The sequence below is a fragment of the Gemmatimonadales bacterium genome, assembly GCA_036279355.1.
Classification (GTDB): Bacteria; Gemmatimonadota; Gemmatimonadetes; order Gemmatimonadales; family GWC2-71-9; genus DASQPE01.
The window spans coordinates 102462-128507 of sequence record DASUJH010000060.1 but is presented as its reverse complement, the minus strand read 5'-3'; the positions used below and the strand labels follow the sequence as shown (position 1 = coordinate 128507).

Annotated in this window: 24 protein-coding genes and 1 tRNA gene; 13 read left to right on the top strand and 12 right to left on the bottom strand. The window is 71.8% G+C overall.

Going from position 1 to position 26046, the window contains the following annotated elements; genetic code table 11:
* Nucleotide 1: 1 nt before the first annotated feature.
* The 10 genes from VFW66_15040 to trxA all read right to left on the bottom strand — a co-directional run bounded on the left by VFW66_15040 (nucleotide 2) and on the right by trxA (nucleotide 13594).
* Nucleotides 2–865 (bottom strand): hypothetical protein, encoded by an 864-nt coding sequence (locus tag VFW66_15040; GenBank protein ID HEX5388017.1) that lies wholly within the window; start codon nucleotides 863–865, stop codon nucleotides 2–4.
* A gap of 46 nt (nucleotides 866–911) precedes the next feature.
* Entirely contained in the window at nucleotides 912–2108 is a 1197-nt protein-coding gene (locus VFW66_15035) for an aminotransferase class I/II-fold pyridoxal phosphate-dependent enzyme (GenBank protein ID HEX5388016.1), read from the bottom strand.
* Entirely contained in the window at nucleotides 2105–2731 is a 627-nt protein-coding gene (locus tag VFW66_15030) for a fumarylacetoacetate hydrolase family protein (GenBank protein HEX5388015.1), read from the bottom strand. The genes VFW66_15035 and VFW66_15030 overlap by 4 nt, the downstream gene beginning before the upstream one ends.
* Nucleotides 2728–5271 (bottom strand): helicase C-terminal domain-containing protein, encoded by a 2544-nt coding sequence (locus tag VFW66_15025; GenBank protein HEX5388014.1) that lies wholly within the window; start codon nucleotides 5269–5271, stop codon nucleotides 2728–2730. Before VFW66_15025 ends, VFW66_15030 begins: the two co-directional genes overlap by 4 nt.
* The gene (locus VFW66_15020) at nucleotides 5271–6608 is read right to left on the bottom strand and encodes a hypothetical protein (GenBank protein HEX5388013.1); all 1338 of its coding nucleotides are present in this window, start codon (nucleotides 6606–6608) and stop codon (nucleotides 5271–5273) included. Before VFW66_15020 ends, VFW66_15025 begins: the two co-directional genes overlap by 1 nt.
* Complete coding sequence (locus VFW66_15015; protein HEX5388012.1) at nucleotides 6605–8338, bottom strand: hypothetical protein; 1734 nt, start codon at nucleotides 8336–8338, stop codon at nucleotides 6605–6607. The genes VFW66_15020 and VFW66_15015 overlap by 4 nt, the downstream gene beginning before the upstream one ends.
* On the bottom strand, nucleotides 8335–11616 hold the full coding sequence (locus tag VFW66_15010) for a DUF4175 family protein (GenBank protein ID HEX5388011.1): 3282 nt from the start codon (nucleotides 11614–11616) through the stop codon (nucleotides 8335–8337). Before VFW66_15010 ends, VFW66_15015 begins: the two co-directional genes overlap by 4 nt.
* A 23-nt stretch (nucleotides 11617–11639) precedes the next feature.
* On the bottom strand, nucleotides 11640–12245 hold the full coding sequence (locus tag VFW66_15005; GenBank protein HEX5388010.1) for a DUF4159 domain-containing protein: 606 nt from the start codon (nucleotides 12243–12245) through the stop codon (nucleotides 11640–11642).
* A 122-nt stretch (nucleotides 12246–12367) separates the two neighbouring features.
* Nucleotides 12368–13246: a 16S rRNA (cytidine(1402)-2'-O)-methyltransferase gene (gene rsmI, locus VFW66_15000; GenBank protein ID HEX5388009.1), complete on the bottom strand. Its 879-nt coding sequence runs from the start codon at nucleotides 13244–13246 to the stop codon at nucleotides 12368–12370.
* A gap of 12 nt (nucleotides 13247–13258) precedes the next feature.
* On the bottom strand, nucleotides 13259–13594 hold the full coding sequence (gene trxA, locus VFW66_14995) for a thioredoxin (protein ID HEX5388008.1): 336 nt from the start codon (nucleotides 13592–13594) through the stop codon (nucleotides 13259–13261).
* A gap of 37 nt (nucleotides 13595–13631) precedes the next feature.
* On the opposite strand from trxA, the gene mce reads away from it, so the two are divergent.
* Nucleotides 13632–14027 (top strand): methylmalonyl-CoA epimerase, encoded by a 396-nt coding sequence (mce, locus tag VFW66_14990; protein ID HEX5388007.1) that lies wholly within the window; start codon nucleotides 13632–13634, stop codon nucleotides 14025–14027.
* 38 nt (nucleotides 14028–14065) lie between these two features.
* Here mce and VFW66_14985 read toward each other — a convergent pair whose 3' ends face one another.
* Complete coding sequence (locus tag VFW66_14985) at nucleotides 14066–14593, bottom strand: hypothetical protein (protein HEX5388006.1); 528 nt, start codon at nucleotides 14591–14593, stop codon at nucleotides 14066–14068.
* A 59-nt stretch (nucleotides 14594–14652) separates the two neighbouring features.
* On the opposite strand from VFW66_14985, the gene VFW66_14980 reads away from it, so the two are divergent.
* Both VFW66_14980 and VFW66_14975 read left to right on the top strand, forming a co-directional pair.
* Nucleotides 14653–15390, top strand: coding sequence for a pyridoxine 5'-phosphate synthase (locus tag VFW66_14980; protein ID HEX5388005.1), 738 nt, complete (start codon nucleotides 14653–14655; stop codon nucleotides 15388–15390).
* A gap of 73 nt (nucleotides 15391–15463) precedes the next feature.
* A complete protein-coding gene (locus VFW66_14975; protein HEX5388004.1) occupies nucleotides 15464–15838 on the top strand; it encodes a hypothetical protein in 375 nt (124 codons plus the stop codon).
* A 60-nt stretch (nucleotides 15839–15898) separates the two neighbouring features.
* Here the strand turns inward: VFW66_14975 and VFW66_14970 are convergent, their stop codons facing one another.
* Nucleotides 15899–16414, bottom strand: a complete 516-nt coding sequence (locus VFW66_14970; GenBank protein HEX5388003.1) for a hypothetical protein — start codon at nucleotides 16412–16414, stop codon at nucleotides 15899–15901.
* Between the two features lie 119 nt (nucleotides 16415–16533).
* On the opposite strand from VFW66_14970, the gene VFW66_14965 reads away from it, so the two are divergent.
* The 10 genes from VFW66_14965 (at nucleotide 16534) to VFW66_14920 (ending at nucleotide 26040) form a co-directional block, all read left to right on the top strand.
* Nucleotides 16534–18126, top strand: a complete 1593-nt coding sequence (locus VFW66_14965; protein HEX5388002.1) for a hypothetical protein — start codon at nucleotides 16534–16536, stop codon at nucleotides 18124–18126.
* Complete coding sequence (locus VFW66_14960; GenBank protein HEX5388001.1) at nucleotides 18110–19129, top strand: lysylphosphatidylglycerol synthase transmembrane domain-containing protein; 1020 nt, start codon at nucleotides 18110–18112, stop codon at nucleotides 19127–19129. Before VFW66_14965 ends, VFW66_14960 begins: the two co-directional genes overlap by 17 nt.
* 27 nt (nucleotides 19130–19156) lie before the next feature.
* Nucleotides 19157–20068 (top strand): 4-(cytidine 5'-diphospho)-2-C-methyl-D-erythritol kinase, encoded by a 912-nt coding sequence (gene ispE / locus VFW66_14955; GenBank protein HEX5388000.1) that lies wholly within the window; start codon nucleotides 19157–19159, stop codon nucleotides 20066–20068.
* A 77-nt stretch (nucleotides 20069–20145) separates the two neighbouring features.
* A tRNA-Gln gene (locus tag VFW66_14950) sits at nucleotides 20146–20216 on the top strand.
* 47 nt (nucleotides 20217–20263) lie between these two features.
* Nucleotides 20264–21178, top strand: coding sequence for a glycosyltransferase family 2 protein (locus VFW66_14945; protein HEX5387999.1), 915 nt, complete (start codon nucleotides 20264–20266; stop codon nucleotides 21176–21178).
* Entirely contained in the window at nucleotides 21175–22191 is a 1017-nt protein-coding gene (locus VFW66_14940) for a lysylphosphatidylglycerol synthase transmembrane domain-containing protein (GenBank protein ID HEX5387998.1), read from the top strand. The genes VFW66_14945 and VFW66_14940 overlap by 4 nt, the downstream gene beginning before the upstream one ends.
* A 10-nt stretch (nucleotides 22192–22201) precedes the next feature.
* Nucleotides 22202–23980, top strand: a complete 1779-nt coding sequence (locus VFW66_14935; protein ID HEX5387997.1) for a glycosyltransferase family 39 protein — start codon at nucleotides 22202–22204, stop codon at nucleotides 23978–23980.
* Nucleotides 23981–24110: 130 nt separating this feature from the next.
* Entirely contained in the window at nucleotides 24111–24320 is a 210-nt protein-coding gene (locus tag VFW66_14930; GenBank protein HEX5387996.1) for a hypothetical protein, read from the top strand.
* A 148-nt stretch (nucleotides 24321–24468) separates the two neighbouring features.
* Complete coding sequence (locus VFW66_14925) at nucleotides 24469–25065, top strand: hypothetical protein (protein ID HEX5387995.1); 597 nt, start codon at nucleotides 24469–24471, stop codon at nucleotides 25063–25065.
* Between the two features lie 21 nt (nucleotides 25066–25086).
* Nucleotides 25087–26040: a ribose-phosphate pyrophosphokinase gene (locus tag VFW66_14920; GenBank protein HEX5387994.1), complete on the top strand. Its 954-nt coding sequence runs from the start codon at nucleotides 25087–25089 to the stop codon at nucleotides 26038–26040.
* Nucleotides 26041–26046: the final 6 nt, after the last annotated feature.

Sequence of the window (26046 nt, the reverse complement as noted above, 5' to 3'; positions counted from 1 at the left end):
GTCAGGTGGTCGTAGTGTCCCGCGGCGCCGGGTGCGCGGCGGCCGGCGCGGCGGGGCCCGCAGGCGGCTCAGACCGCAGCTCGGGCGGCGGTGGCGTGCGCTGATTGTGCTCGAACTCGTGCTCGGCCTGCTTGCGCTCGCGGAGATCGCGGATCGCCTGCTTGAACTCATCCACCGTCTCGGAGCGTTGCGCGGCCGTGCGCAGGTCGACCAGCAGGTCGGGCGTGTTATCGAACGCCTTCTGCTGATTGGTGCCACCCGAAATCGGCAGCAGCGCGAGCACCGCCGCCGGAATCTTGAGCCCGCCGAGATAGATGTACTTCTGGTCGAGGCCAATCTTCTTGCCGGCCACCTCTGTGCTCCACTTGGGCAACGCCGCGGTGGCCGAGCGCGGCTCGAGCGCGATGGAATCGAGAAACGCCTGGATGGTGGCATTGACCGCGCTGTCGACCAACTCGACGTGGGTGCGGCGGAGCCGCTGCGCCAGCTCGCGCGGCGGCAGCGGGAGCGGCCGCACCCAGAGCGTACCGTCGCCCAGGTCGGGCCCGATCCGGCCGATGACGCTGCGCGGGGGCGGGGGCGGGCTGCTCGTGTCACGCGGCAGCTCGACGGCGGGCGTGGGCGGGACCTCCGGCAGCACCGCAGTCGTGCGGGGCGCATCCGGCAGCCGCCGTGGCTGCTTCGGGGGGCGCGGCGGAACCGGGCCGCCCACGATGGTGCGCGGCACCTTGTAGGGCATCTCGACCGCACGCGGGCTGTCCGCCAGCGGCTGCAGCACGATGATCCGCTCGGGCGCTTTCCAGACGAACGGCCTGAGCGTATGGAAGAGGCCGACGACGAGCAACGCGTGAATGGCGACGCTCACCGCAACAGCGGTGGGCGACCAGCGGCGCGGCTTCGGAAGCCTGAGCTTAGGCGGAGGTCGCAAGCTCTCCACGACGGACCCGTTCCAGCAACGCGCCGAGCCGGCCGGCCGCCTCGGCCAGCCGCTCGGCGCCCACCGTAAGCGCGATTCGGAAGTACCCCTCCCCCGCCGGCCCGAACCCGCTGCCCGGCAGCACGACGACGCCGTGCTCCTCCAGCGCCCGCCGGGCAAATACCGCCGAGGCCACGCCCCGGGGCAGTGGGACCCAGAGATACATCGCCGCCTTCGGCGATTCCACCTCGTAGCCGACGCCGCGGAGCGCGGGTACGGCCGCATCGCGCCGCCGCTCCAGCTCCTCGCGCACCGGCTGCACCAGCCGCTCGGCGGCGTCGAGCGCCGCGGCGCCGGCCTTCTGCACGGCGAGCCACGGCCCCGTGTCGACGTACGACTTGACCCGGGTGAACGCGCCGATCAGCTCGCGCGCGCCCACCGCAAAGCCGATCCGCCAGCCGGTCATCGAAAAGCTCTTGGACAGCGAGAAGAACTCCACGGCGATCTCGCGCGCGCCGGATGTCTCGAAGATGCTCGGCGCCCGGTAGCCGTCGAACGTGAGATCGCAGTAAGCGTTGTCGTAGGCGAGCAGGATCCCGTGCCGCCGGCACGCGGCCACGGTGCGCTCGAGGTAGTCGGGAGTGGCGACGGCGGCGGTGGGATTGTTGGGATAGTTGACGAAGACGATCTTCGCCCGCCGCAGCACGTCCTCCGGCACGTCGTCCAGCTCGAGCAGGAAGCTCCGCTCCGCGCGGAGCGGTGCGATGTACGGCTCCGCGCCCGAGAGCAGCGCGCCCCCGATGTACGCCTGATAGCCGGGCTCGGGCACGATGGCCACGTCGCCCGGGTTCACCACCGCGAAGGTGAGGTGCATGAGACCTTCCTTCGACCCGATGAGCGGAAGCGATTCCGTCATCGGGTCGAACTCGATCCCGAACCGCCGCGCCACCCAGCGCACCGCGGCCTGCCGGTACTCCGGCAATCCCTGCTGAAAGCCATATTTGCTGAGCGCGGTGGTACGGACCGCGGCCGACATCGTATCGATTACCGGCGCGGGCGGCGGCATGTCGTTATCGCCGGCGCCCAAGTCAATAATGTCGACCCCTGCCGCCGCGAGCCGCCGTTTGATGGCGGGAATCTCGGCGAGCGGATAGCCTGGAAGCGCCTTCACCCGATCGCTGAATCGGATCATGCATCGCCATCCTTGCGCACCGGATTGGACAGGATGCCCACCCCCGGAATCTCGACTTCAACCACGTCGCCGTCGGCCATCGGACCGGTGCCCGCCGGCGTACCGGTGGCGATGAGGTCGCCCGGCTCGAGCGTCATCACCCCGCTGATGAAGGACAGCAAGGCGGGGATGGAGAAGTGCATGTCGACCGCCTTGGCGCGCTGCCGCTCGTCGCCATTCAACCGGCAGCGGATCTCGAGCGCGCGCCAGTCCAGGCCAGTCGCGACCCGCGGCCCCACCGGGCAGAACGTGTCAAAGCCCTTGGCCCGGGTCCACTGGCCGTCCGTCTTCTGGAGGTCGCGGCAGGTCACATCGTTCACGCAGATGAACCCGCCGATGGCCCGCTCCGACTCGTCGGCCGAGGCGCGGTGCAGCCGGCGGCCCACAACCACCCCGATTTCCGCCTCGAACTCAACCTGTTGAGAGACGCTCGGGAGGCGGATCGTGCCACCGGGCTCGAGCAGAGAGGTAGTCGGCTTGAGGAACAGGATCGGCTCGGCCGGGACTTCGTTCCCGAGCTCGACCGCGTGGGCGACGTAGTTGCGGCCGACGCCGATGATCTTGCCGGGACGGAGCGGGATCATACGCTCGCGCCCACGCCGAAGCGGGCAAAGAAATCCTCGAGCCGGGTGCGAACCTCGGGCCAGCTCCCGACGATGCGGTCTGCGCGCGGCAGCCCGCCCAGCACGAGCGGTCCGTACCGGCGCGTCACCACGCGACTGTCGAGCAGCAACACGATGCCGAAGTCCTTCCGGCTCCTGATGAGCCGTCCGAAGCCTTGCTTGAGCTTGAGCGCCGCATGGGGCAAGAGATACCCCATGAATCCGTCGGCACCCTGCTCGGCCAGGCGCTCGAGACGCGCGGCCGTGATCGGCTCCGACGGGACTTTGAAAGGTAACTTGCTCAGGACGAGGGCGCGGAGCGCGCGCCCCGGCACGTCCACCCCTTCCCAGAATGAGTCGGTGCCGAGCAGGATCGCGTTGCCCGCGTCGCGGAAGCGGCGGAGCAGCTGGTCCCGCGATGCCTCGCCCTGCACCAGCAGCGGCCAGCGCGCGCCGAGCGTTTCGCGCAACGCGGCGGCGGCGCGGCGGAGCGCCGCGTGGCTGGTGAAGAGCACGAACATCCCGCCGTCGGAGGCGAACGCGACGTCGCCCACGATCCGCTCGAGTGCCGCGCCGTGGCCTTCCGCGTCGTCGCGCGGGTCCGGCACGTCTGTCGGGATGCCGAAGAGGCACTGCGAGGGGTAGTCGAAGGGCGACGCGAAGATTTCGCGCACCGTGACCGGGCTGTCATTCCCGCTCAGGCCCAGGCGCGACTCCAGAAACTCGAATTCGCCGCCGGCCGCGAGCGTGGCGCTCGTGAGCACCACCGTCTCCAGGCGATCGAAGAGCAGCTCCCGAAGGACGGGTGCCAGGTCGAGCGGCACTTCAGAGAGCGAGACCTGCTGGCCCCGCTGGCCGCCGCGCTCGATCCAGCGCACGCTCGGGGGGCCGCCCGGCACCGGCCGGAGCGTCCGGTTGAGACCATCCGACGCGGCAGCGAGCCGGCGCACCACGCCACGCAGCTCGTGCAGGAGTTGGCCGGACCGTTCGTTGGCACCCCGGGCGATGGCGACCGGCTCGTCGGCGGCCGCGAGCCGGTCGGCGATGGTCTCGAGCTGCTCGCCCAGCGCGCGGAACGCGGCGAGCAGCGCGTCGAGCTCGGCGCCCAAACCGGCGCTCCAGATCGGATCCGCCGCGAAATCCTCGCCGAGGCGGACCTGGGGCGAGGGGAAGTCGGCGAGATGCTCGTGCAGCCGGAGCAGCAGCGCGTCGGTCGCCTGCCGCGCCTGCTGCAAAGCGGGGAGGAGCCGCTGCTGCAGCAGGTCGAGGCTCGCGCGGCTCAGCAGGTCGTTCCGCGCCATCAGCTCGTGCGCCAGCGTGGGCGCGAGCCCTCGCCCGTTGCGCTCGATCCGGCCGAGCAGGCGCCGCAAGCTCCGACCGCTGACGTGCACGCCCAGGTGCTGCGCCGCGACGTCCTCCACGTGCTGCGCTTCGTCGAGCACGAGCCGCCGGTAGGGCGGCAGCACCGCCGCGTCCTCCCAGTTGTCCTGCACCCGGCGCACCGAGAGATCGGCGGCAAGAAGATGGTGGTTGACCACGACCACGTCGGCCTCGGCGGCGCGGCGGCGGGCGCGAAACAGGAAGCAGCGGTCGAAGTGCGGGCACTTGAGCCGGGTGCAGAGGTCGGGCTCCGCGCTCACCTCGTCCCACACCTCGAGCGTCGGCGCCACGGGCAGGTCGCTCAGCGTGCCGTCGGCCGTGCGCCCCGCCCACTCGGCGATGCCGAGCAGCTCGTCGTGCTTGTCGGGCTCGAGCAGCGTGCGCTGGCCGCTGACAGCGCCGTGCAGGCGGGAGAGGCAGAGGTAGTTTCGCCAGCCCTTGAGCAGCGCGAACGTCGGCGTGTAGCCGTCATCCGCAAGCGCCTTCCTGAGGAGCGGCAGGTCCTTGCCGACGAGTTGCTCCTGCAGATTGATCGTGTTGGTGCTCACCACAGTGCGCTCGCCGTTCGCGCGGGCCCAGGCGAGCGCGGGCACGAGATAGGCGAACGACTTGCCGATCCCCGTGCCCGCCTCGAGCAGGGCAACGCCGCCGCCGTTGTAGCTGTCCGCGATGTGCGCGGCCATGTCGCGCTGGGCCGGCCGGTCCTCGAACTGGCCCAGCACGTTCGCCACCGCGCCCCCCTCGTCGAGGCTCGCCACCACGTCGTAGGGATCGATGCGCTCGACCGCATGCGCGCGCGGCACCTCGACCACCACGTACAGCTCGGTGGCCGCATTGTCGATGATGCCGAAGCCCACGCCGGCATCGTGCAGCCGGGCGGCCACGCCCAGATCGGCGGGCGAAGGGTCGAGCCGGCCGCTCGGATGGTTGTGCAGCAGCATCTCGCCGCGCCCGGCCGCGCCGGGGAGCGCCAGCACCATGTCGACCGTACCGCGCGCCACGGCCCGCGCGGCAACGACGACGCCGTCCTGGTCCAGCCGTGCGACGAACGACACCTCGCGCCCGTCCGCGGCGGCAATCTCGCGGGCGAGATACGCCCGGGCGCCGGCGGCCAGCCGATCGGTCGGTTGCGCCGTGATCATCAGGTCTTGAGCTCTTTCTTCTTCGCCGCGGGGAACAGCACGTTGTTCAGGATGAGCCGGTAGCCCGGCGAGTGCGGATGCAGGGAGAGATCGGTCGGCACGTCGCCGATCTGGTGCTGCGGGTCCTCCGGGTCGTGTCCGCCGAAGAACGTCCAGGTGCCCTGCCCCCGCTCCCCATGAATGTACTTGACCCAGGGCGCGCCCGGCTCGTCGGCCAGTACCGTGTCGCTCGGCTTGAGCGTGCGGCGGGTGAACGAGGTCGTGAGACCGTAGAAGTCGGGGATGACCTGCCGGTGGTTCTGCACCAGCATGGTGGCCACCGGATCGATCTTGGCGCTGAAGTTGAACAGCGCGAACGAGCCCAGCGGCTGCCGGTGATCGAGGGAGTTGACTTGGTGGCCGTCGATGTCCGAGAACACCGGCGTCATCGGATCGGGCTCGAGCCGCGCGTTCTGGAAGGCGAGGGCGCGGTCCCAGTGCATCTTGGCGCTTGCGTTCGGATCCATCGGGGTGCCGTCGGCAAAATTGGTCGAGATGTCGACGCCTTCGCCGGCGAGCGCCAGGTCGAGGGTTTCCGTGGCGGTGCACATCGCGAAAAGAAAGCCGCCCCGCTCGACGAACGCGGCGATCGCGCGCGCCACCGCCTTCTTGAGCTCGGGTACCGAGGGAAAGCCCTGCGCCCGCGCCATCGCCGTGTTCTGCCGGACCATGTCGGCAAGCCACGGCGCGCCGGCGTAGTTGAGGTAGAACTTGGAGTACTGGCCGGTGAAGTCTTCGTGGTGCAGGTGCAACCAGTCGTACCGCCGGAGTCCGTCGTGCAGCACCTCTGCGTCCCATACGGTCTCGAACTTGATGCCCGCATAGTTGAGGGCCATCGTCACCGCATCGTCCCACGGCGGCGCATTGGGCGGCTGGTACACGGCCACCCGCGGCGCCTTCTCCAGCGGGATGGCGTCCATGTTCTCGTTCTGGATCCGCCCGCGAATCGCGAGGAGCGCGCCGTCGTCGAGCCGCTCGAGCGCGATGCCGGCGAGAGCGGCGTCACGCTCCACCGCGCCATCGGCCGGGAGGAGGAAGGACCCGTTCCTGAAGTTGAGGAACCACTCGGCCCGCGCACCGCGCTCGACTGCGCGGTAGGCGAGCCCGTACGCCTTGAGGTGATCGGTCTGCGCGTCGTCCATCGGGGCGAGGAGCCACGGCGCCGCGCGCCTGCCCCACGACGATCGTGCGAGCGGACCGCCGAGCGGCGCGAGCGCCGCAGCGGACGAGAGCCCCCCGGCGGGTGCAAGTGCCGCGAGCGCCGCGCCCGCGCGGGCGAGAAAGTCGCGCCGCCTCATGTGGGAGGCACCCCGCCCCGCGCCTCGTCGAGCGCGCGCCGCGCCGCCGGCACCAGCGCACTTTGCGGGTGCGCGAGGATGAGTTGCTCAAGTACCTTCACTGCTTCGGGGGCCCGGTTGAGGTCGAGCAACAGCCGCCCGAGCGCGAGCTCCGCCGCGGGCGCCGTGGCCTCAGCCTCAGCGATGTCGGCCGCACGGAAGAGCCGCTCGGCGTCGGCGTCGTTTCCGGCAGCGCGGGCGATGGTGCCGGCATAGAGCCGAAGCGCCGCTCCGCCCTTCGCCGGCGGCAGCCCGCCGGCGGCGTCCGTGAGCCCTGCGATCGCGCGCGCGGTATCGCCGCGCTCGAGGCCGAGCAGCGCCCGGCCGAGCGCCGGGAGGGAGTCCGCTTCGATCGGCTGGAGCAGCGCGAGCAGCGCGGTACGCTGCGTGGCCTCCTCGCGCGTTCCGGCGTAGGGTCCCGCCGCGGCGAGGCGCTCCACCGCGCCACGCACATCGCCGTGCAGCAGTCGAAGCCTGCCGGCCAGGGCAAGTCCGTCGACGGTGGTGTCCGCGCCAAGCGTCGAATCGGCGCGATCAAGCCGGCCGGTGCGCACCCAGGCCCACGCCACCCGGCGGCGAAGGGCCAGATACCGGTCGCCCGGGAGCGTGTCCTTCAACGTGGCGAGCTTCCGCTCGGCGCCCTCGACATTGCCCTTGCCAAGCAGGAGGCCGACCACCGCGCCCGCCGCATCCGACGCAGCGCCGGGCGAGCCGCTCGAATCCGCGGCGAGCTGACCGGCCATCCGTTCGGCGCCGGCCTGATCGCCCGCCGCCGTGAACGCGCGCACCGCTTCCAACTTGAGGCGCTCGCGCTCGCCGTCCTCAGCGCGGGCGGCGAGCGCCTCGAGTGCCAAGCCCCGCGCCCGCGCCGCGGCCTGACCCGGCGTATCGCGCAACTCGCCGAGGAAGACGCGCAGCGCGTCCGCCGCCTGTCCGCGATCGTCCGGTAGCGCGCCGGCAAGTATCTGATAGCCGCCAAGCGGATCGCCCCAGCGGGCGCGCAGATCGGCCTCGATCCACCGCGCTGCGGGAGCGTCCGTGTCGCGCAGGCGATGGAGCAGGCCCGCGCGCACCGCGTCGGGTGCGCCGGCGAGCGCCGTGGCCGCAGTCGCCCGATAGGCCGGCGCGCGCGCGGTGGCCGTGACCCACTCTCGCACGGCGGTGGCCCAGTCGCTGTCCTCCACGGCGAGCCGCGCCAGCTCGGGCGCCAGCGCGTCGGGGCGCCGCAACCGTTCACGCCCTGCGCGATAGGCACGCCGCGCCTCCGCCCGATCGTGGCGCGCGAGCGCCGCGGCGCCCCATTCGCGGTACGGCGCCTCCTCGTCCGGGACCGCGCTGGCCCATGCAAGTGCGGTGGTGCGGATGCTGTCCATTTGCCCGGCGGCGGCCCAGGCGCGGATCGCGACGCCATAGAAGGCGCCGGTGCCCGGCATGCCCGCGATCGCCGCCCGCGCTTCGGGAAGGATGTCGGGCGCCCGATTGAGCGCGAGCAACGTGCGCTCGAGCCCGAAGAGTGCGGCGGATTCAGCAGGGTGCGCGGCGAGCACGCCCCGGTACAGGGCGGCGGCATCGGCGAAACTTCCCCTCCGCTCGAGATCGTACGCGTGCCGGAGCGAGTCCGACTGCTGCGCTGCCGCGCTCGCGGCCGGCACGAGCAGCAACGAGGCGAGCAGCCACGCGCGCGTGCTCATCGCGGTGCCTCCGACAGCCGACGGAAGTAATCCATTACCAGCCGCCGCTCCTCGGGCGAGAGTCGCTGCATGTCCTCCCAGCTCGGCATCCGGAGCCGGTCGGCGTCGTCGAGCAGCCGCGCGCGGAGCGCCGGCGGCAGGCGGACGTTGTCGTCGCTGCCCGGCGTGCTCTGGCGCTCCTTGCGTTCGTCTTCCTCGCGTCCTTGCAGCGTGCGGCCGGCGTCCAGCATCCGTCGGAACAGCCGCTCCTGTCGCTGCACGATGCCCCGGTCGAGCTGCCGGTTCTCGAGATTCCGCGCGAGATCCTTGGCCTCGTCCGCCATCTCGCCGGCACCGGCGATGCTCCCCTGCCCCTTGAGCCGCTCGAGCTGCTGCGCCAGCGCACGCTGCTCGGCGCCCAGTTGGCGCAGCCGCTCCTGATAGCCGCTCGCCCCCACCATCGGCAGCAGCCCGCCGCTCTGCTGGCCCAACTGTCCCTGGCGGTCGGCGAGCTTGCCCAATTGCTCCAGCGCCTCGGCGAGCCCGCTCCCAGACTGCGCGCCCGATACGGCGTCGCGCGCCCGCAGCATCTGATAGGCGGCGACGTTGAGCCCGTCCACGGCTTCGCCCGCCTGCTCGGCCGCCTCGCGACCGTTGGGATTGGCCGAGCTGACCGCGTCGCGCGAATGCTCCATCGACTGCGACGCCGCCGCGAGCGCCTGCGCGATCGTGGGCGGCACCAGCGCGTTCTTTCCGGCAACATCCTTGAGTTGGGCCTGGAGCCGTGTCACGCCCTCCTCGATGGCGGCCTGCTCGCCCCGCAGCGCCATCGCCGCGGCGCCGCGCTCGAACGCCTGCGCGACGGCCAACTGGCGCTCGGAGAGGCGGCTCGTCTCGGCCAGCGCGCGGTCCAGCGCCTCCGCCACCTCCCGGCGCCACGCCTGCTGCATGCCCTGCCGCTGCTGCTGGAGCGATTCGCCGAGCGATCGAAGCTGCTCCGCCGCGTGCTCGCCACGCTGCTGCGCCGAGGGGCGCTGGCCCGCCTGCGCGGCGCCGGCGGCCTGTTTCATCTCACGGGCCGCGTCGTCCGCGCGCCGGGCCGCATCGGCAAGTTGCGACTGCGGGCTGCCTCCCGACGAGTCAGCATGATTTGGCGCGAGCGAACGCAACGCCGCCGAGAGCGAGTCGGTGCGCCCGGCGAGCCGGCGCTCGGCAGCCGAGGCGCGCGCGCTGTCCGCGGCCGGCACCTGCTCGGACCACCGGCGCTGCTCCCGCGCCAGATCGCGCGATTCCTGGCTCAGATTCGCAAGCTCGCCCTCGAGCGCCGCGCGCCGGAACAGCTCGCGACTCTGCTCCAGCGCGGCGCGCATTTCCCGCTGGTGCTCGGCCAGGGCCTCGAGCGATTGCCGGGTCTGCTCGGCGTTGAGATCCTTGAGCGCCCGCTCGAGCGCCTCCAGGCTCTGCCGCATTTCCGGCGTGAGCGCGCGCGCGAGCTGCTGGCGAATGTCGGCCAGTTGCCGCTGCCATGCCGAATCGCGGACGCCCGCCGCTTCGGCGCTTCGCTCGAGCTGCGCGAGCTGCTGCTGCAACGCCTCCGCCTCTCGCACGAGCTGGCGCTGATCGCCGGCCACCTGCTGGGCCCGCTTGGCCTCGCCGTAGGAGAGCGCGTCGTTCCGCTGGGATTCTCCGCCCGTCGCGCGCGGCTGTTCGCGCGCCAGATCCTCGGTGGCGCGCTCGAGCGCCCGGCTTCGCTCGGCGAGACTGTCAATCCTCCCGCCGATCGCCCGGCTCGCGGTCCGCTCGGCTGCGCGCACTTCGCTCATCGTGGGGAGGCGGATCACGTACTCGCGCGAGCGCCCCGTCTGTCCGCGAGGCGAGTTGTCGGTCGCCGTCGCGACATAGCGCACCGTGTCGCCCGGTAGCAGCCCGCGGCGGTTGAGGTCGAGCGTGAACATCGCGATGCCTCGATCGCCGGTGCCGGGCGGCAGCGGCACGATCTCCCGCACCGCCGGGTCGGCGCCGCCGAGCCGCGCGATCCGGCGGCTCTCGACCGCGAGCGCGCGGAGTCCGTGATCGTCGCGGGCATCGATCACGAGCGGCACGCGCAGGTCGAGCGGTGCGACCGTATCGGCTCCGGGCGAGGGGACGTCGACCACCGGCACGCTGTCTTCGACGAGGCGAACGGCGAAGCGCGCGGTGTCGCCCGCGAGCGGCGTGCCCGACTCGGCGGCCAGCGCGAGGGCATAGCCGCCCGACGCGTGCGGAACGAAGCTGCCGCGAAAGCGCGTCGCGGCGACGCCGAGTGACTCGGCGCGCGCGCCGCCGGTCCACACCGCGCTCGCCAGCGGCGCGCTTGCCTCGCCGTGCGTTTCGATCCGGGTGCCGGCCGGAAGCAGGACCGTATCGCCCGAGGTGGCGATCGGCTCGTCGTCCAGGTTGAGGTAGCGGGGATAATGGGCGGTCACCGTGAGCGCGCCGAGAAAAACGGGCGGCCGGACGCGCACGGTTATCGTATCCGACGCGCGGTGCCCGCTTGTCGCACGGGCGAAAAGATCGCCGCGGAGCGGGCCGGCGACGAATCGCGCGCGGCCCAGCGAGTCGAGCGCGAGCGGCGTCGGGCGCCACTCCTCGCCGGGCGCGCGGAGCCAGAGCGTGGCCTCGTGGCGACCGACCGCCTCGACGTGGAGCGCCACCCGGCCGCCCCGGTCGACGACGCGTGCATCGGAGGCGAGCCGGACGGGCGCCATCGTCGCGCGCCACGCCCGCGCGGGGTGCCAGAGCGCGGCCGCGCCGCCGCCGAGCGGCCCGGCCGCCGCCAGCGTGCCGAGGCCGAGCATGAGGCACGTGCCGCCGGCGACCAGTCGTTCGGCGGCGGAACGCGCGAGCGGCGCCGCGGCGGCACGCCCGCGGGCGGCGAGATCGTCGGCCCGCGCGCGGTCGGCAAGGCCGAGGAGCGCGTCGCTGGTGCCGGCCGCCGGGCGGTCGAGCATCGTCGCCAGCGCGCCCTCGCGCCAGCCGCCCGCCTGCTCCAGCTGCCGCGCAAAGCTCCTGAGCGCGAGCGTGGGTTCGCGACGAACCGCGTGGAACATGACGCCGGCGAGCCCGGCCAGCGCGAGTGCCCATGCGGCGAGGACCCACCAGGGGGCCGAGAGCACCTCGAGCCGCGCGAGCCACGCCATCAGCCCGAGCACGAGCGCCGCGACCCCGAGCGCGGCGGCGAGCCACGCCGCCCGGCTCCGCGCGCGGATGGGGCGCGCCAGCTGCTCGAGCGCGCGCGCGGTGGCCGGCGCCGCCGTCATGGGTCGCGGCGCCGACGGCGACGTCACTGGCCGCGACCTCCGCCATAGCCGACCGCGTACGCGAAGAGATTCACACCCATACGCAGCGCCGCCTCGTGCTTGGCCGGTGGATCGTGGTGCACCTCGAAATCTTCCCAGCCGTCGCCCAGATCGCACTGATAGTCGTAGAAGACCGCGAGCCGCCCGTCGAGAAAGATCCCGAACCCCTGCGCCGGCTTGCCGTCGTGCTCGTGGATCTTGGGGAGGCCCCTGGGGAAGTCGTACACGAGATGGTAGATCGGGTGATTCAGCGGCACCTCCACCAGGGCGTGATCCGGAAAGAGGCGCCTGAGCTCGCGGCGAATCGACGCGTCCATCCCGTAGTTGTCGCTGATCTCGAGAAAGCCGCCCTGGGTGAGCCAGCGCCGGAGCGTGACGAGGTCGCGGTCGCTCCAGTGCACGTTGCCGTGCCCCGTCATGTGCATGAAGGCGACGCTCCAGAGATCGTCATCGTCGAGCGTCACGACCCTTTCCTGAGCGGCAACCGGCAGGGCGGTCCTGGTGCGGATGGCCTCGAGGAGATTCGGCAGGCTTGAAGGGTTGGCGTACCAGTCGCCACCGCCGTCGTAATGCAGGCGCCCGATGGTCATGAGCGGAGCGCAATCGGGCGGGCAGGCATTCGCGTAACGCGGGCGGGGCGCGCTCGACGCATCCGCCGATCCGGTCCCGGCCACCACGCACGCTCCGAGCACTGCTGCCAGCCACGCAAACTTCACGATTCGCCCCGCTCGTCCGGCTGCCGGTCTCGCTCCGCTTCCGGCCGCCCGGCCGCCACTCGATACGCCTCGTTCCGCGACAGTCCGAGCGCCGCGCTCAGGCGCTGCGCGACCTCGCGCCGCGTGAGTCCTTCCGCCAGGAGCGCGTCGGCCCGCGCACGCGCCTCCTCCACATCGAAAGTCGAGGCAGGGGGTGCGCCGGCGCCCTCGAGTACCACCGTGATTTCGCCACGCGGTTCGTCCGCCGAATAATAATCCGCCAGCTCGGCAAGCGTCCCCGCGCGGAATTCTTCGTGCACCTTGGTGAGCTCGCGCGCCACCACGGCACGGCGCCCCGCACCCGCGAGCGGCACCAGATCGGCAAGCAGTGCGGCGAGCCGCCCCGGCGCCTCGAACAGCACGACGCTCCACTCCTCGTCCGCCGCGCGGGCCAGCAGCCGCGTGCGCTCCCCGCCCTTTCGCGGCACGAAGCCGAGGAAGAGATACCGATCGGCGGGGAAGCCCGAGGCCGAGAGCGCCGCCGTCACCGCCGACGCGCCGGGCAGCGGCACGACGGAAAATCCCGCAAGGCGCGCGGCGGCCACGAGCTCGGCCCCGGGATCACTCACGGCGGGCGTGCCCGCATCGGTGACGAGCGCTACGTCGCGCCCGTCGCGCAACATCTCGAGGAGCACGTCGCGGCGCCGCGCCGGCGAGTGGGCATGAAAGCTCAACACCCGCGACCCGCTCGCGCCGAGATGCGCGAGGAGTCCGCGGGTGCGTCGGGTGTCTTCGGCCGCGACCACCGAGACCTGCCGGAGCAGGTCGGCGGCGCGCGGAGTGAGGTCGGCCAGATTGCCGAGCGGCGTCGCGACGACGTAGAGCGTGGCGGCCACGGCCGGCCGGGCTTAGAGGTGCTGCTTGATCTTGCCCTCGAGCGCCGCGCGCGGCACCGCACCGACGACCGTGTCCACGTGCTTGCCATCCTTGAAGAACAGAATGCTTGGGATCGTGCGCACGTTGAACCGCGTGGCGGTCCGCTGGTTGGCATCGACATCCAGCTTGGCGACTTTCGCGCGGCCGGCGTATTCACCCGCAAGCTGATCGAGGATCGGCGCCACGATCTGGCAGGGGCCGCACCACGTCGCCCAGAAATCGACGAGCACGAGGCCCTGGGACTGCTCGATCTCACTGGTGAAGGTGGAATCGGTGACCTGCGTGGTCGCGGTGTTGGTCCCACTCATGGTGTTATGCTCCAGTGCAAGTGAAAGGAGAGATCGTGTGACCGATCGTCCCCGGATTGCTCATGTCGGCATCGCGGTGCCGGACATCGCTGCGGCGCTCGCCTTCTACCAGCAGGTGCTGGGGCTCACGCCGCACGCGCCGGAAGCGGCCGATGGCGCCGACATCGTGTCGCTCACCTTCGGCGATGCCGAGGTCGAGCTGCTCGCGCCGCGGGATCCGGGCGGTCCGATCGCGCGGTTTCTCGCGCGGCGCGGGCCCGGCATCCATCACATCTGCTACCGTGTGCCCGATCTCGACGCCGCGCTCGCCGCCTGCCGTGCGCACGGGTTTCAACTGGTGGATGAAACGCCCCGGCCGGGCGCCGGGGGGCGGCGCATCGCGTTCGTGCACCCCCGGGCCACGGCCGGCATTCTGATCGAACTCACCGAGTAGCAACGCCGCGCCCCTCACCAAGGTTCCGGGCCGCGAAGCTACGATGCTGAATCCGCCGGCGCCTTCTCGTTGCAGGGGTGGCGGGGATTTCCTGCGGCCGCGAGATCGACGTCGTTCACGACCCACCGGTTGGCGTCGGTCCGGACCACCGTGAACGGCACGAACTTGGGGCAGCCGGGCCGCTCCAGCTGCACCACGACCTGATGCGTCTCGGCCGAATCCGCGGGCTGTTCGGCGGCGTCACCGGGGGGCGCCGACTCCACGTGCATCGGGCCGCCGGAGAGGACGTGGTAAGGCGCGCCGGCCAGATACACCTGCATGATCGCGACGCGCCGCTCGTAGTCGGGCGGCTGCCCGGTCACGGCGGCGGCCCCTTGGCGCGTGCCCCAGAGCGACGCCATCTTGGCGAGATTACTGTCAGCCGCCGCCTGCATGAAGCTCTTCACCGCCTGCTCGGCCGACGAGGCGGGCGGCGCCGCCGTCGAAGGCGACGCGCCGCCTCCGCAGGCGAGCAGGCCGCAGACTGAACCGAGCAACGCTCCGACGAGCTTGGACCGATGAGACACGCGAGACTCGACCGGCGAGAGACGGAGTGGGATCATAACGAGCGCCCGGGCCGCGAGCAATGACGGCACGCGCGCTCCGGCTCTACGTCAACATCGATCATGTGGCGACCGTCCGCGAGGCGCGGAAGACGGTCGAGCCCGACCCCGTGGCGGCGGCCGCGCTCGCCGAGGGCGCCGGGGCCGACGGCATCACCGTGCACCTGCGGGAGGATCGGCGGCACATTCAGGATCGCGACGTCGAGCGCCTGCACCGCGCCGTGACCACCGTGCTCAATCTCGAGCTCGCCACGAGCGACGAGATCGTGTCGCTCGCCTGCCGGCTCCGGCCCTATCAGGCGACGCTCGTGCCGGAGCGGCGCGAAGAGATCACGACCGAGGGCGGGCTCGATCTCGGCGACCCGCCGCCCCGCCTCCACAGTGCCATCGCCCGACTCAGCGGCGCGGGCATCCGGGTGAGCCTCTTTATCGATCCGGACCGCGCGGCCATCGACACCGCCCGCGCGCTCGGCGTGGCCGCGGTGGAGCTGCACACCGGGCGCTACGCCCACACCTGGCGCGAGAGCACCGGCGCGCTCGACGAGTTGCGCGCCGCCGCGCGCCATGCAGCCGCTCTGGGCCTCGCGGTGCACGCGGGGCATGGGCTCACCTACGCCAACGTGCAACGGGTGGCCGCGATCGCGGAAATCGAGGAGCTCAACATCGGGCACAGCATCGTGAGCCGCGCCGTCCTGTACGGCATGGAGGAGGCGGTGCGCACGATGGCCGAGCTGGTGCGCGCCGCCCGTACCGGAGCTTGATGTGTGACCTGGCTCGCTGGCCGCACGTCCCCAAGGCGATAAAATTCCTCGACTACGTCTCCCTGGAGGCCCGATGCTTCGCCTGCCCCGCACCGCCTGCTTTGCCATGGCACTTGCCGCCGTCACCGCGGTCGCCGCCTGCAAGGGTCCTCCGCCAGCGACCGGGGCCGAACCTGTGAACGCCGCGACGGCGCCTAAGACGACGCTTCAGGTGACCAATCGTAACTTTTACGATATGAACGTCTTCCTGCTCGCCCAAGGGCAGCGTTTCCGGGTCGGCACCGCCACCGGCAACAACGCCACGAGCACGTTCCAGTTTCCTTCCCAGTTGGTTGAAAACGGTTCCGTGCAGTTCCTGGCGACACCGATCGGCGCGGCGGGCGCCGATTTCACCCAGCCGCTCGATGTGCGCCCGGGCGACGTGGTGAGTGTAACGATCCAGCCGTAGCGCGATTCCTCATGACAGCGCCGGTCGCGTTCGCGCGGCCGGCGCTCTCGCATCCAGCCGTCAGACGGTCTCGGAGGCGCAGGTGATCGTGCCGGCGAGCTTTCGGCCGCCCACGTCCGTGCCGTCGATCTTGAAGCTCAAGCCATGCTTCCCGCGGCGGGCGATGGTGGTCACGTTCACGGCAAGCGAAGTGAAACGAGGCTTGCCCTTCCCGGCGAGCACGAGGTTCTGCTCGGTCTTGCCTTCGGCGTTGCCGCGAATCCGGAAGATGAACAGCTCGGACGCGTCCGGCGCGGACCAGCCGATGGTCCAGTTGGGCTGCTTCGCATCGCCGTAGTTCTGGCATCCCCCCTCACCGCGCATCGTGTAGCTGCCCGCCTCGGGCCCCGCGGCGGTGACCGTGAGGCGAAGCGCGACCCGGGTCACGGATAGCGAGGGTGCAGGGGGTGCCTGGCTCGGCGACTGGGCTTCGAGGACCGCGGGCGTGCCGAGAAGCAGTATGGCCAGCAGCGGGCTCAGCGCGCCGGGCCGGCGCAGCGGCATGAGTTGTGCCGACGTGGGGTGACGCGAGGCCATCGAAACTCCAGCGGGCAAAAGGGTTCGAGAAGTATACCTGGCTTGCTCGGGCAGGGTGCGGATTCTACACTTCGTGCGCCGCCCCCACCCCGAATCCGCGTGCCTTTCATCGAGGTGCCATGACCAGTCCGCTCGGGCCGACCGCGTTCTTCGCGCTCGAGGCCGGCGAGTGTCTCGACCGGCTCGATGCGCTCCTGCAGGTCCCCGAGGGCCCCTCCGGCCCCGAGCTCGTGCGCCGCGCGCGCGTGCTGCGGGGCTCCGCGCTCATGGCCAATCAGCCCCTTCTCGCCCGCGCCGCCGCTGGGTTCGAAGCGCTGGGTCGCGCGGTCCGTGACGGCGTCCGGCCGTGGGATGCGGCGACGCGCGAGCAGGCGAGCCAGGCCGTCGAGGAATATCGTCTGCTGGTGCGGCGGGTGCCGGAGCGGCAGGAGGGCGACACGGCGCGTGCCGCCCAGCTTGCGGCGCGGCTCGAGTCGCTCGCCGGTCAGGGCCCGCTCGAGGCCGAGCGGCTGCATCGCGCCACGACGACCGCGGGTGACTTGCAGACGGGCGTCAGGGCATTCGTTGCCCGCGAAGGCGCGCTCATCGCGAGCGCGCTCGACCGCGCCGCCCGCGCATTTCGCGCCGCGCCCGAGGACCGGGAGCCGCTGTACATGGTGCTCCGGCGCATGCAGTCGCTGCAGGGACTGGCCGAGCTTCCCGAGCTGCCGCCGCTTCCCGATATCCTCGAGGGAATCGAGCTGGCCGTGGGCGATCTCGCCCGGCTCCATGCGCCGCCGCCCGGCGTCGACGCCGTGCTCGCGGCCGCGGCGGTGGCGCTCTCGCGCGTGGCGCGCGACATCGCCGAGCACGGCTTGCCGGCGCCCGACGCGGAGGAGTCGCGCCGCTTCACCGAGCTTCTGCTCGAGGCGTTTGCGGTCGAGCGTGACGTGGTGACGATCGAGTCCTTGCTCGTGCCGGGCGACGGATTTGGCGCCGGCCCGGCAATGCAGCGCGCGGCGGGGCCGCAGTTCTCGCCGCCGTCGCCGCCGGGCGCGCTCGAGCTGGTAAGCCTGGGCGAGCACCTGGTGCAGACGGCCGGCCGGCTGGAGGCGGCGCGCTCGGATACCGAGCTGGACTTGAGGCTCTATCGGCTGATCGGCACGCTGCGCGGCGCCGCGTCCCCCCACGGCGAGGCGGTATCGGATGCGCTCGGCATGCTCGCGCGCGCGGCGCGCGAAGCCGTGGCGGCGGGTGTGGCCCGCGCCGCGCGGACCAGGTTCGCCTCGGCGCTCCGCGAAACCGGCGAGCTGTTGCGGAGCGCGGGAGCCGCGCCCGACCGAGCCGAGTTGTCGCGCCGCATTCTGCGCGCGGCGCAGGAGCTCGACCCGGGCTGCGCGCCCGCGGATGCGCCGGTGCCGATCGCCGCTCTCGCCTACGAGGCGGAGCCCGAGCGGGCCGACGCCGCGCCCGCCGCCGCGCCCGCCGCCGCGCCCGCCGCCGAGCCCGACGCCGAATCCGAGCCCGAGCCCGAGCCCGAGCCCGAGCCCGAGCTGTCCATCGTCCCGGTCGACACCCTGTGCTACCGCGGCCGCGGAGCGCTCGAGCGCGCCGACGACATCGGGCGCGAGCTGCGGCGCCGCCTGGCCGAGCAAAGCGACCTCTCCGCCGTGCACCCGCTCCTCGACGAGCTTCTGGACCTCGTGCCGCTCGCGCTTGCCGAACCCGTCTGAGCGCTCGCGCCTCTGGCCGGCGCTCATCGGCCTCACGATCTCGGCCGGCCTCATCTGGTATGCCATCCGCGGCGTCGATCTGCGGGACGTCGGGCGCCATCTGGCCGCGGCCCACGCCCTGCCGCTCGCGGGCGCCGTCGTCCTGGCGACGCTCACCTTCCCGATCCGCGCCGTCCGTTGGCGATATCTCCTTCGCGACGCGCGTGACGAGCCGATCACGTGGTCCGCGCTCTGGCACGCCACTGCCATCGGCTTCATGGCGAACAACGTGCTCCCGTTCCGCCTGGGTGAGCTTATTCGGCCGCTCGCAGTCACCCGGCTCGCGGACGTTCGCTTCACGGCGGCGTTTTCATCGATCGCCATCGAGCGCATCTTCGACGGGCTCACGCTCGCCCTGCTGCTCGGTCTCGCGCTGCTGAGCCCCGGGCTCGGGGCCGGCGTCGAGGTGGGTGGCGTTTCGGTCGCGAAGAGTGCGGCGGTGGGCGGAGCCGTTTTCCTGCTTCTGCTCGCCGTGGCGATCGGGGTCGTCCTGCGCCCGCTCGCGGCGGAGCGGGTCGTCCGCGCGCTGCTCCCGCGCGGCCGGCTGGCCGAGCGGCTCGTCCGGCTCATCGAGGGAATCCGGCAGGGCCTCGCGGTGCTGCAGGCGCCGAAGCGCGCGGCCGCGGTCGTCGTCTGGTCGCTCGTGCTCTGGCTCGTCAATGCGCTGGCGTTCTACGTCGGCTTCGCCGCGTTCGACATCCGGGTGGACTTCACAGGGGCGGTGCTGCTCGAAGGCCTCGTCGCCTTCGGCGTATCGCTGCCGTCGACGCCCGGGTATCTCGGCCCCTTCGAGGCGTCGATTCGCGCAGCGCTCTCGCTCTATGGCATCGCGCCGGACCGAAGCTTCTCCTACGCGATCGCCTATCACGTCACGACGTTCGTGCCGATCACGCTGCTCGGCCTCTGGTCCTTGACCCGGACGCCGCTCGCGTTGAAGGACCTGCGCCGGGCGTCGGCGCCATGATGCCGTGCGTTCGGCCGAGCTGACGCGATGAGCGCCGCCGGCGCGCAGGCGGTCACCATCGCGTGCCACGCGAAGCTCAACCTCCTGCTTCGGGTGCTCGCGCGCGAGCGCGACGGCTATCACGGCCTGGAAACGCTGTTCTGCCTCATGAGCCTCGCCGACACGCTGACCGCGCGGCGGCGGGAGGAGCGCGGCGTCGCGATCGACGTGCGCGGCGCGGAGGTCGGGCCCGACGCCGAGAATTTCGCCGTCCGCGCCGCGCGGCTCGTGCTCGAGGCGACCGGCGAGCGTTTTGGCGTCGAGCTCGCGCTCGAGAAGCGGATCCCGGTGCGGGCGGGCCTGGGCGGCGGGTCGAGCGACGCCGCCGCCGCGCTCACGGCCGTGAACCGACTGGCCGGTGATGCGGTCCCTCGGCACGAGCTGCTGCAGTTCGCCGCCCGGCTCGGCAGCGACGTACCGTTCGTCTTCACCGGGGCGCCGCTCGCGCTCGCCTGGGGTCACGGCGAGCGGATGCTCCGCCTGCCGCCGCTCCCGGCCGCACCGGCGTTGCTGCTCACGCCGCCGGTGGCGATCGCCACGGCCGACGCATACGGCTGGGTCGATGCGGCGCGCCAGGAGTCGGGCCGCCGCGGCGCAGTGGCGTTCGACCTCGGCGCGCTCTCCACTTGGGGCGACGTAGGACGATTGGCCGGCAACGATTTCGAGTCTCCGGTCTTCGGCCGCTTCCCGGAGGTCCGGCGCGCGTTCGAGGCGCTCGCCGGCACGCATCCGCTGGTGTGCCGGATGAGTGGGTCCGGGGCCACGCTCTTTGCGATCTACCGGAGCGCCCGCGACCGCGATGACGCCGCGATGATGCTCGGGAGCCGGCACGGGACGATCACGCCGGTCGAGACGCTCGCGGCGGCGCCACCAGGGCCTGACGTGCTCGACGCGGGCTGAGCGCCGCGGACCGCGCGGATCTTCGCGCGGCGCGGGCCCGTTCACCGCGCCCGGTCCTCCCGTTACTGTTGTGGGACTGGCCCTTCGTCCAATGGCAGGACAGCGGACTTTGGATCCGTTAATGGTGGTTCGAATCCACCAGGGCCAATGCCGGCCGCAGTGTCGTCGCGCGCTTCACCGCCCGGAGGACGATCGATGGCGACCGAGATTGCTCCGCTCGCGGTCCCCCTGCCCGCCGCCTGGCCCTTCAGCGTTAGCATCGTCATACCTGCGTTCAACGAAGGGGCGACGATCGGCCATGTCATTGCGGTCGCGCGGGAGCAGTGCCCCGGAGCCGAGGTGGTTGTGGTGGACGACGCATCGACCGACGACACGGCGGAAGTGGCCGCCGGGGCGGGCGCGCGGGTGATTCGTCGGCCGTACAACCTCGGCAACGGCGCCGGCGTCAAAACCGGCATCCGCGCGGCGCAGGGCGACGTCATCCTCATCATCGACGGCGACGGCCAGCATGACCCCGCCGACATCCCGCGGCTCCTCGCGCACATCGGCCCCTACGACATGGTGGTCGGCGAGCGCAGCCGCGCCGGCCAGCAGAACGCCTTCCGCTGGCTCGGCAATAGCATCCTGAACCGCCTCGGCTCCTATCTGGTCGGCGTGGAGGTGCGCGATCTCACCTCCGGGTTTCGCGCCATGCGGCGCGACGTGATCGCCGAGTTCCTGCACCTGCTCCCGAACCGGTTCTCCTGGCCCACTACGAGCGCGCTCGCCTTTGCCAAGGCCGGCTACCACGTGCGGTTCGAGCCGATCACGATGCGAAAGCGCAAGGCCGGACGCAGCACCCAGCAGTTGCTGCCGAACGGCGTCAAGTTCGTGCTCATCATTCTCAGGATCGCCACGCTCTTCAGCCCGCTCCGGCTCTTCTTTCCGATCTGCGTCGGGCTCGAGGCGCTGGCGCTCGCGGCGTACGGCTGGTCGGTGGCCCGCGGCGGCGCGTGGCTGCACCTGCCGCCCTCCACCGTGATGTTCTTTCTCGGCGGGATCGTGTTGTTCCTCTTCGGCCTCATCTCCGAACAGATCGCGAGCCTGCGCTTCCGGGGCCCGGAGCGTTGATCGAACCAGCGCCCCGCGCGGCCGACCGATACGCGCGCCGGCTGCCGCGCCTCATCGGACCGGCAATCCTCGCGTGGTTTCTCGCCACCACGGACCTCGGCCGGATCGCCGCGCACCTCCGGGGCGTGCACTGGATTCCGCTCGTCGTGGCACTCGCGCTTTACCCGATTTTCATCGCGCTCAAGGCGTGGCGCTGGCGGCTGCTGGTGGGCGAGTTGCGGCTCGCGCCTCCGTCGCCGGGCGACGCGATGGTGCTTTACATGATCGGGCTTTTCGCGGCGGCCGCCACGCCCGGCCAGTCGGGCGATTTCATCAAGGCATGGTATCTCCGCGCGCGCGGGCAGCCGATGGCTCCGGCGCTCTTCAGCGTGCTGCTCGATCGCCTCTTCGACCTCCTCGTAATGGCGGTGCTCAGCGTGCTCGGCCTCGTTGCCTTCCGCCAACTCGCGCCGCCGCGCCTCGCCGGGCTGGTGGCTGCCGTAGCGATCGCCGTGGCGGCGGCGCTCGTCGCGGCGGTGCCGGCGCTTGTCGCGCGGCGCCCGCGCGAGCGCCTGATCGGGCTCGTCCGGCGGGCGGCGCCGAGACGCGCAGGCGCCGCGCTCGAGCGGTGGCGCGGCCAGCTCACCGGCATGGGGCTCCGCCCCGCGCGCCTGGGCATCGTGCTGGCCGTGACCCTCGCCGCCATCACCGTCACGATGGCGCGGCTCTGGCTGCTGTTCGCCGCGCTCGAGATCAACATCCCGCTGCTCGCGCTGGTGTCCGCCATGGCGCTCGTGGCGATCGCGCAGACGCTGCCGATCAGCGTCGCGGGGCTCGGCGTGCGCGACGCCATTCTCATCGCGGTGCTCGCGGCCTACGGCTATGCCGCCGCCGCGGCGCTCGCGCTCTCCGCGCTCATCCTGTTGCTCAACCTGGAGAACATCGCGATCGGCTTCGTCGTCTCGCTGCGCCATCCGCTGGGCCGAGCCACGGCGGCCGAGCCCCCGCGCGCCGAGGCGGTCCCGACTCCGTGAGGTGCGCGCGATGAACGCCGCGGGGACGGCGGCACGGCTCGTCGGGCTTTGGGCCCTCTCGAGCGCCGCACGCTGGCTCGCCGCGATGCCCATCGTCGAGCCCCGCATCTTCCGCGACGAGCTGATCCACTGGCAGATGGCGCGGGCGTTTGCCTTTCATGAGCCGTTCGTGCTGTTCGGCCAGGTCGTGCACTACCCGGCCGTGCTCTATCCGGCGGTCCTGAGCGTGGCCTTCTCGGCCGGCGACGCGCGGGCGGCGTTCGACGTGGCGCAGGCGGTCAACGCCATGCTGGTGAGCGCGGTCGTTTTTCCCGCCTACGCGCTCGCGCGCGAGTTCGGCAAGCGCGACGCGGCCGTTGCCGTCGCCGCGCTCGCGGTGCTCACGCCTTGCGGCGTCTATTCCGCGCTCATGATGGAGGAAAACCTCTACTATCCGCTGTTCGTGCTCGCCTGCTGGCTCGCATTGCGGGTGCTCCTGCGCGGACGCGCCCGCGATGCGGCGGCGTGCGCGGTGGCGCTCGGGCTCGCCTACCTCGCGAAGCCGCTCGCGCTGGTGCTGATCGGGGCCTACGGCGTCGCGGTGTTTGCGTGGGGCGCGCTGGCGCTGCGCGGTCGCGGACGGACTCGAGATGCGCGGGGCCCTCTGCTCGCCCCCTTCGCGGTGCGCGCGGGGCCGCTCATCGCACTCGGTGCGGCGCTGCTCGCGCGGCACGCCCTCGCTGCGCCCGCGCAAGCATCCGGCTCGGCGGGCGCGGTGCTGCTGAGCCGATTCTACGCGGAAGAGATGAGCGGACCCATCATTCCCGCCATCGCACCGGCGGCCGCCGTCGCTGTCGCGCTGCTCGCGGCGCTCGCGCTCGGCACCGGTGTCGTACCGGTCGCGAGCCTCGTGAGCCGCCGGTCGGAGCGCACGGACCCGACGCGCGCGTGGCTCGCAGGGTTCGCCGTGCTGGTGATGCTGCTCTATCTCCTGGCCGGCGCGCGACACACGGTGCTGATGAATTCGAGCCTCCGACCGCACGAGCGCTATCTGTTCGCGGTGGGTCCGCTGTTGTTCGCCGCGTTTCTCACCGCGCGCACGCCGCCGATCGGCCGGGTAGCGGCGGGCGTCGTGCTCGCGACGATCGTGCTCTCGGTGAGTCCGCTCGCGCACCTCACGCTCACTCGCGCCACGCCGATCGACGCGCCGAGCCTCACGCTGCCGTGGCTCCTGCGCCGCAATTTCGGCAGCGGGCTCGAGGCCGCGGCGGTGATCGGCCTGCTCGCGCTCATGGCTACCCTGGGCGCAGCCCGCGCGCGCAGCCGATTGTGGCCGTGCACCGCGTGGCTCGCGGTGCTGCCGCTCGTCCTCAACGTGGGGTGGTACAGCGAGCTGTACAGCCAGACGTCGCTCGGGCCACCGTCGCGTCTCATCACCGCCATCGAGCAGCGGATCCGGCCGGACGAGCGCGTCGCCGTCGTGCTGCTCCAACCGGACGAGGCGATCGGGCGGCTGAGCTACTACCTCAAGTTCTGGTTGGGCGAGCGCTCGATCACGTACTGGGCGTCGGGAGACGAGGTGCCCTGGTATGCCGACCTCAGCGGTCCAGCTGAAAACGCGGCGCAGCGCGCGATACGACCGGGTTACCTCGTCGGCGGCGCCGATGTCGCGCGCCTTTGCCCCGCCGCGCGCGCGGTGCCGGCGCTCGAACCCGGTCCCAAGCTGCCCGTCGTAGTGCTCCACGTGCCCGCGAGCGGTTGTGGTGCACCGACCGAGTCGGAGTCAAGCGCAACCACGACCCCAAGTTGACGGATCTTTCCCCATTTTCTGGAAAGCGAGGTGGAAAACCGAGGTCTGGCGGTGTGGATAGTTAATCCGTAGCATAGCGCCTCCCTCGGCGGCATCCCGGCCGGCAGACCGGCAAACTGTGGTGAGACCGATGACACCAGCGACCCAGATTCCCTCCCACGGCTCCCTGCTTCGCGAAATCGCCCGCAACCTCGAGCGCACGCTGACCAAGTCCGGCGAGGATCTGGTCTGCCTGGCACATACCGGAAGCGGCGGCGGATCCTGCGTCTGCTACCGCGACGCGGATCACAACGGGCGGCACCGCTGCGCATGCGGCGCCGAGTGGCCCGGGCGGTTCTGAGCCGTTCCTTCGAGCGGCAGCCGACCATCGAGTGCACGGCGGGTGGAAAAGCGCGCGGGGGCGCCGTGAGGCGCCCCCGGGAGCCGGCGTGTGTGGCGCCGGAAATGAATCACGACTGACCGCGGTCGCCGCGGAGCTCACGCCGGTCATGGCGTACGTCGCGCCGGTCGTGATGGATGTCGCGGGTGTCGTGGCGGATGTCTCGCCGATCGTGACGCACGTCCCGGCGGTCGTGGCGAACGCCTCGCTTGTCGGAGCGGATGTCGCGACGATCGCTCGCGAGCTCGCGGGCGCTCGCCCCCTTGCGCCGATCCTGCCGCAGGTCCGCACGGTCGCGGTGGACGTCGCGAGTATCGGCGCGCAGGTCCCGGCGGTCGTGGTGGACGTCACGCACGTCGGCGCGGCGGTCGCGCCGATCGTGGCGAATGTCGCGCCGGTCGTGGCGGATGTCGTGGCGATCGTGCGGCGCGTCAGCGGCAGGGGCGGGACCGGCCGGTGCCTGGGCACGCACGGCGGCGGGAGCTCCGACGATGAGGAGCGCGGCGCCAACGGCCGCGAGACGGATACGGAACATCGCAAGCCTCCTGGAGGGAAGGGCGCGGGGACCGAGGGCGCGGCGCGGATCGCCGCCCTGCACCGCTGGTGCGTGAACGGCGGGAGAGACGCCGGCCGCCGCGCGGCGTTAAGGCGCCGCCCGGGCAGTGTGCATGCCAGGATTGGCGTTGACGCCGGTCGGGGGAGCTAACTATGTTGCCCGGCTCTTGATATGGCGGATCTTTCGCAGGCCCGAAGCCAGATGTTGCTGATGAGCGGCACGGCCAACCGTCCGCTCGCCGAAGAGGTTTCGGCGCACCTCAACCAGCCGCTCTGCCAGGTTACGATCCGCCGATTTGCCGACGGCGAGCTGTTCGTCAAGATCGACGAGAACGTCCGCGGGCGGGACGTCTTCATCATTCAGCCCACCAACCCGCCGGCGGAGAACATGATGGAGCTCCTGCTCCTCATGGACGCCGCGCGCCGGGCGAGCGCCGCGCGGATCACGGCCGTGATGCCGTACTTCGGCTACGCGCGGCAGGACCGCAAGGACCAGCCGCGGGTGGCCATCAGCGCCAAGCTCATGGCCAACATGGTGTCGGTGGCGGGTGCGGATCGGGTGTTGGCCATCGACTTTCACCAGCACCAGCTCCAGGGGTTCTTCGACCTGCCGGTCGATCACCTCTACGCGGCGCCGGTGTTCGTGAGCCATTACCGGCAGAAGGCGCTGCGCGATCTCGTAATCGTGGCTCCCGACGTGGGCTCGGCCAAGATGGCCCGCGGGTTCGCCAAGCGGCTCAACGCGTCGATCGCGATCATCGACAAGCGGCGGCCGTCGGCCAACATCGCGGAAGTGGTGAACGTCGTGGGCGAGGTGACAGGGCGCGACTGTCTCATCCCCGACGATATGATCGATACCGCCGGGACGATCACCGAGGCGGTCTATGCGCTGAAGCGCCTCGGCGCGAACGACATCTACTGCTGCGCCACCCACGCGCTCTTGTCGGGGCCGGCGGTGGAGCGGCTCGTGGCGTCACCGGTGAAGGAAGTGGCGGTCACCAACACGATCGCCATTCCGCCCGAGCGGCGCTTCGACCGGCTCAAGGTGCTCTCGATCGCCGGGCTCCTGTCGAAGGCGATCGGCTATACTCACAGCGACCAGTCGGTCAGCTCGCTCTTCGACTGACCGGCG

Excerpts from the sequence above, each read along its gene's own strand:
- VFW66_15035 (HEX5388016.1), bottom strand. The coding sequence starts at position 2,108 with ATGATCCGATTCAGCGATCGGGTGAAGGCGCTTCCAGGCTATCCGCTC.
- VFW66_15030 (HEX5388015.1), bottom strand. The coding sequence starts at position 2,731 with ATGATCCCGCTCCGTCCCGGCAAGATCATCGGCGTCGGCCGCAACTAC.
- VFW66_15025 (HEX5388014.1), bottom strand. The coding sequence starts at position 5,271 with ATGATCACGGCGCAACCGACCGATCGGCTGGCCGCCGGCGCCCGGGCG.
- VFW66_15020 (HEX5388013.1), bottom strand. The coding sequence starts at position 6,608 with ATGAGGCGGCGCGACTTTCTCGCCCGCGCGGGCGCGGCGCTCGCGGCA.
- VFW66_15015 (HEX5388012.1), bottom strand. The coding sequence starts at position 8,338 with ATGAGCACGCGCGCGTGGCTGCTCGCCTCGTTGCTGCTCGTGCCGGCC.
- VFW66_15010 (HEX5388011.1), bottom strand. The coding sequence starts at position 11,616 with ATGACGGCGGCGCCGGCCACCGCGCGCGCGCTCGAGCAGCTGGCGCGC.
- VFW66_15005 (HEX5388010.1), bottom strand. The coding sequence starts at position 12,245 with ATGACCATCGGGCGCCTGCATTACGACGGCGGTGGCGACTGGTACGCC.
- trxA (HEX5388008.1), bottom strand. The coding sequence starts at position 13,594 with ATGAGTGGGACCAACACCGCGACCACGCAGGTCACCGATTCCACCTTC.
- VFW66_14980 (HEX5388005.1), top strand. The coding sequence starts at position 14,653 with ATGACGGCACGCGCGCTCCGGCTCTACGTCAACATCGATCATGTGGCG.
- VFW66_14975 (HEX5388004.1), top strand. The coding sequence starts at position 15,464 with ATGCTTCGCCTGCCCCGCACCGCCTGCTTTGCCATGGCACTTGCCGCC.
- VFW66_14970 (HEX5388003.1), bottom strand. The coding sequence starts at position 16,414 with ATGGCCTCGCGTCACCCCACGTCGGCACAACTCATGCCGCTGCGCCGG.
- VFW66_14965 (HEX5388002.1), top strand. The coding sequence starts at position 16,534 with ATGACCAGTCCGCTCGGGCCGACCGCGTTCTTCGCGCTCGAGGCCGGC.
- ispE (HEX5388000.1), top strand. The coding sequence starts at position 19,157 with ATGAGCGCCGCCGGCGCGCAGGCGGTCACCATCGCGTGCCACGCGAAG.
- VFW66_14945 (HEX5387999.1), top strand. The coding sequence starts at position 20,264 with ATGGCGACCGAGATTGCTCCGCTCGCGGTCCCCCTGCCCGCCGCCTGG.
- VFW66_14935 (HEX5387997.1), top strand. The coding sequence starts at position 22,202 with ATGAACGCCGCGGGGACGGCGGCACGGCTCGTCGGGCTTTGGGCCCTC.
- VFW66_14930 (HEX5387996.1), top strand. The coding sequence starts at position 24,111 with ATGACACCAGCGACCCAGATTCCCTCCCACGGCTCCCTGCTTCGCGAA.
- VFW66_14925 (HEX5387995.1), top strand. The coding sequence starts at position 24,469 with ATGGCGTACGTCGCGCCGGTCGTGATGGATGTCGCGGGTGTCGTGGCG.
- VFW66_14920 (HEX5387994.1), top strand. The coding sequence starts at position 25,087 with ATGGCGGATCTTTCGCAGGCCCGAAGCCAGATGTTGCTGATGAGCGGC.